The 4,316-nt window shown below is 73.0% G+C and carries 4 protein-coding genes; 2 read left to right on the top strand and 2 right to left on the bottom strand.

Annotated elements, in window-relative coordinates; genetic code table 11:
* Window positions 1-99: 99 nt before the first annotated feature.
* Window positions 100-1,269, top strand: a complete 1,170-nt coding sequence (gene tuf / locus IH13_RS0128340) for an elongation factor Tu (RefSeq protein ID WP_031088834.1) — start codon at window positions 100-102, stop codon at window positions 1,267-1,269.
* Window positions 1,270-1,400: 131 nt separating this feature from the next.
* A complete protein-coding gene (locus IH13_RS0128335) occupies window positions 1,401-2,246 on the top strand; it encodes a spermidine synthase (protein ID WP_031088833.1) in 846 nt (281 codons plus the stop codon).
* Here the strand turns inward: IH13_RS0128335 and IH13_RS0128330 are convergent.
* Complete coding sequence (locus IH13_RS0128330) at window positions 2,208-3,506, bottom strand: MFS transporter (protein WP_031088832.1); 1,299 nt, start codon at window positions 3,504-3,506, stop codon at window positions 2,208-2,210. The genes IH13_RS0128335 and IH13_RS0128330 overlap by 39 nt on opposite strands.
* A gap of 70 nt (window positions 3,507-3,576) precedes the next feature.
* The coding region (locus IH13_RS0128325) for a DUF8017 domain-containing protein (RefSeq protein ID WP_031088830.1) at window positions 3,577-4,316 on the bottom strand (740 nt) is incomplete at its 5' end.

Below are 4,316 nucleotides of genomic sequence, written 5' to 3'. Positions count from 1 at the left end.
AAGCTGACCCTCCCCCGACAGTCCGGCGGACCCCGCAAGGGGAGGGTCGGCGGGGCCCTGGGGTCTTCACACTCAGCTTCGAACTCCGAGGAACGAGCCATGCCCAAGACGGCATACGTACGCACCAAGCCGCACCTCAACATCGGCACCATGGGCCACGTCGACCACGGCAAGACCACCCTGACCGCCGCCATCACCAAGGTCCTCAGCGCCCGAGGCGGCGGCACCTTCGTCCCCTTCGACCGGATCGACCGGGCGCCGGAGGAGGCGCAGCGGGGCATCACCATCAACATCGCGCACGTCGAGTACGAGACCGACACCCGGCACTACGCGCACGTCGACATGCCCGGACACGCCGACTACATCAAGAACATGGTCACCGGAGCCGCGCAGCTCGACGGGGCGATCCTCGTCGTCTCCGCGCTCGACGGGATCATGCCGCAGACCGCCGAGCACGTCCTGCTGGCCCGTCAGGTCGGTGTGGACCACATCGTCGTGGCCCTGAACAAGGCCGACGCCGGGGACCCCGAGCTGACCGACCTGGTCGAGCTGGAGGTGCGCGAGCTGCTGACCGCGCACGGCTACGGCGGTGACACCGTGCCGGTGGTGCGGGTGTCGGGGCTGGGCGCACTCCAGGGCGACCCGCGCTGGACGGCGGCCGTGGAGGGGCTGTTGGACGCCGTCGACACGTACGTACCGATGCCGGTGCGCTACACCGACGCGCCGTTCCTGCTGTCCGTGGAGAACGTGCTGACCATCACCGGCCGTGGCACGGTCGTCACCGGGGCCGTCGAGCGCGGCACCGTGCGCGTCGGCGACCGGGTGGCGGTGCTCGGCGCGGACGTCGAGACGGTCGTCACCGGCCTGGAGACGTTCGGCAAGCCGATGGAGTCCGCCGAGGCCGGCGACAACGTCGCGTTGCTGCTGCGCGGGGTCGAGCGTGACCGGGTCCGCCGCGGCCACGTGGTGGCCGCGCCCGGCAGCGTCACCCCGAGCCGCCGCTTCACCGCGCAGGTGTACGTCCTGTCGGCGAAGGAGGGGGGCCGCAGCACCCCGGTGGCCACCGGGTACCGGCCGCAGTTCTACATCCGGACGGCGGACGTCGTCGGGGACGTGGACCTCGGCGAGGTGGCGGTGGCGCGACCCGGTGACACGGTGACCATGACCGTCGAGCTCGGCCGTGACGTCCCGCTGGAGAGCGGGCTCGGCTTCGCCATCCGCGAGGGCGGCCGGACGGTCGGTGCCGGCACCGTCACCGCCCTGCTCTGACGGGCCGTCGCCCGGGCGCTGTCGCGGCCCCTCCTTGACGGTCCGCCGGCCCGGCACGGAACCCGCCCCTGGACGGCACAGGGGCGGGTTCCCTGTGCCGGGGCAGCCCCGGCACAGGGAACAATGGGGGCGTGAACGAGTCGATACCCGTCATCCGCGTCACCGACCACGGCACCGCCCGGCTGCTCCCCGACGTGGACCGGGAGCGGGCCTGGCTCCTCACGGTCGACGGTGCCCCGCAGTCCTACGTCGACCTCGACGCGCCCGAGCACCTCGAGTTCGAGTACGTCCGCAGGCTCGCCCATGTCGTGGACCTGGTGGCGGAGCCGGGCGCGCCCGTGGACGCGGTGCATCTCGGGGGCGGCGCGCTCACGCTCCCCCGGTACGTCGCCGCCACCCGGCCGGGATCCCGGCAGGAGGTGGCCGAAGCCGACACCGGGCTGATCGAACTCGTCGGTGAGCATCTGCCGCTGCCCGAGGGGGCCACGATCGCCGTCCACGGCGCCGACGCCCGGAGCTGGATCGAAGAGGCGCCCACGGGGTCGGCGGACCTGCTGATCGCGGACGTCTTCGGCGGGGCACGGGTGCCCGCCCAGCTCACCTCGCTCGAATACGCGCGGGCCGCCGCCCGGGTGCTCCGGAAGGAAGGCGTCTACGCCGCCAACCTCGCCGACGGCGTCCCCTTCGGCTTCCTCCGCACGCAGTTCGCCAACGCCGCCGAGGTGTTCGAGGAGCTCGCGCTGATCGCCGAACCGGCGGTCCTGCGCGGCAGGCGCTTCGGCAACGTCGTGCTCCTCGCCGGGCAGGCACCGCTCGACCTGGCACGGCTGACCCGGCTGTGCGCCGCCGACGCGTTCCCCGCCCGGGTCACGCACGGCGAGGCGCTCACCCGGCTCCTCGGCGGTGGCCGGCCCGTGCGGGACGGCGACGCCGTCGCCTCACCCGAGCCGCCCGACGGCGCCTTCTCCCTCGGCTGAGACCGGTACCGCGTCGGACAGGTCCGCCGCGGTCGCCTTCACGGTGCCCCGGCGCGTCAGGTTTCGTACGTCAGGGACCAGCAGCACCCCGGCCGTCACCACCACGACGAGCGCGGCGCACCCCCACAGGGCCTGACTGCGCCCGACCAGGGACTCCACGGGTCCGGCCGCCGCGGTGGCCAGCGGCACCATCGCCACCGACCCGAACCAGTCGTACGCCGAGACCCGGGAGAGCTTGTCCTCCGGGATCTCCTGGTGCAGGGCCGTCATCCAGGAGACCCCGAACACCTCGATGGCGATGCCCGTCACGAACATCACCGCGCACAGCACGGTCGCCGGCACCGGGACGGCGAGGCTCGCGGAGGGCAGGGCCAGCGGGAACACGCACAGCGTTCCGGCCAGCAGCAGACGGCGGGGCTTCCACCGCATCATCAGCAGCGCCCCCAGCAAGGTGCCCACGCCGAAGGCGGCCAGCGCGAACCCCCAGGGGCGCGCGCCACCGAGCTCGTCCCGGGCGACCAGCGGGCCGTACACCGCCTCGGCGGCGCCCACCACGGCCACGACCACCGAGAACTGCAGCACGACGGCCCACAGCCAGGGCCGGCCGGCGACCTCCTGCCAGCCGTCCCGCAGGTCGGTGAGCAGACCCCCGCCACCGGACCGCTCGGGGATGTGGCTGACGTCGAGGAAGGCCCGCAGCGCGCCGGCCACGGCGAAGGCCGCGGCGTCCACCGCCAGCACCCAGCCCGGGTCCATCGCGGCGATCATGGCGCCACCGAGCGCCGCCCCGCCGATGGCGGCACCGTGCATGGACATGCGGAAGAAGGCGAACGCCTTGGCGGCCTGCTCGCCGGTGACGCTGGACAGGAGCATGCCCTCGGCCGCCGGGTTGAAGAAGGCCTGCCCCGTCCCGCAGAGGGCCGTCAGCAGCATCATCTGCCAGAGCCGGGCGTCACCGCTCAGGACCAGCCAGGCGAAGACCGCCTGGGAGACGCAGTTGAGGGCGTTCGCCGCGACCATCACCCGGTGGCGCGGCAACCGGTCGGCCACCGCGCCGCCGATCAGCAGGAAGAGCACCAGTGGCGCCGTGCGCGCGGCCGCGACCAGACCCACGTCGCCGGCACCGCCGCCCGACTGCAGAACCGCGAACGCCGCCGCGATCAGTGCGCCATGGGTACCCAGGCCCGTGATGACGGCGGCGGCGGTCAGCAGACCGTAGTTGCGGGAGGCGGCGGAGCGCGAGGTGTCGGCGGGAGTCACGAGGGGACTATCGCCGCCCGGCCCCCGTCCTGCCAAATGGACACGGTCCGGTCAGGGCGCCCGGAAGGCGTCAGGACGTGCCCTCCACCAGGCGAACGGTGCTGAGGATCTTCTGGATCGTGGTGTCCGGAAGTTCGTCGTCCACCCCGGCGGCGCCGTAGAGGACCCAGGTCGCGTACTCGCCCTTGCCGTTCTTGAAGCTGAAGGCGATCGACTTGCCGTCGGTGTCGCACTTGTTCTTGTGGGACAGTCCGGTGGCGCCCGCCCTCGCGACGCTGCCGGACAGGCCCGACTCGGTGGTGTACGGCTCGGCCTCGCCGATCTTGAGCTTGTCCTTCGGCTCCTCCTGGGCGTAGGCGGCCCACGCCCAGTTGCCGGCCTCGATCCTGGCCGCCTCGTCGGTGCTCTTGGCGCCCTGGGCGCCCTTGGTGCCGACGCCGGCCAGGCGGGTGGTCTCCTTCTTGCCGTCCTTGTCGGAGTCGTCCTCGCACCACTCGCTCTTGTAGTACGCGGGTGCGGAGAAACCGGCGGCCGGCGCCCCGGCCGGGTCCTTCACGTCCTCGACACCGGCGATGACACCGGTCCCGGCGACTTCCCAGTCCCCGGGCACGTCGAACTGCGTGCCCCACTTGGGGTTGGTCACCACCTTCCACCCCGGGACGGTCGGCGCGGCCTCCTCACCGCCCCGCGGGTTCGCGATGGGGGAGGACTCGGATTCGGACGGCTTCGCGGTCGGCGAGGACTTCTTGCCGTCCGCCACGTCCGGACCTCCGTCGTCCTTGCCCAGGACGACGAACCCGGTCACGGCGG

The organism is Streptomyces sp. NRRL WC-3549 (genome assembly GCF_000721935.1).
Classification (GTDB): domain Bacteria; phylum Actinomycetota; class Actinomycetes; order Streptomycetales; family Streptomycetaceae; genus Streptomyces.
Note: the sequence above shows the minus strand (reverse complement) of the source record. Positions and strands in the feature narration are given on the sequence as shown.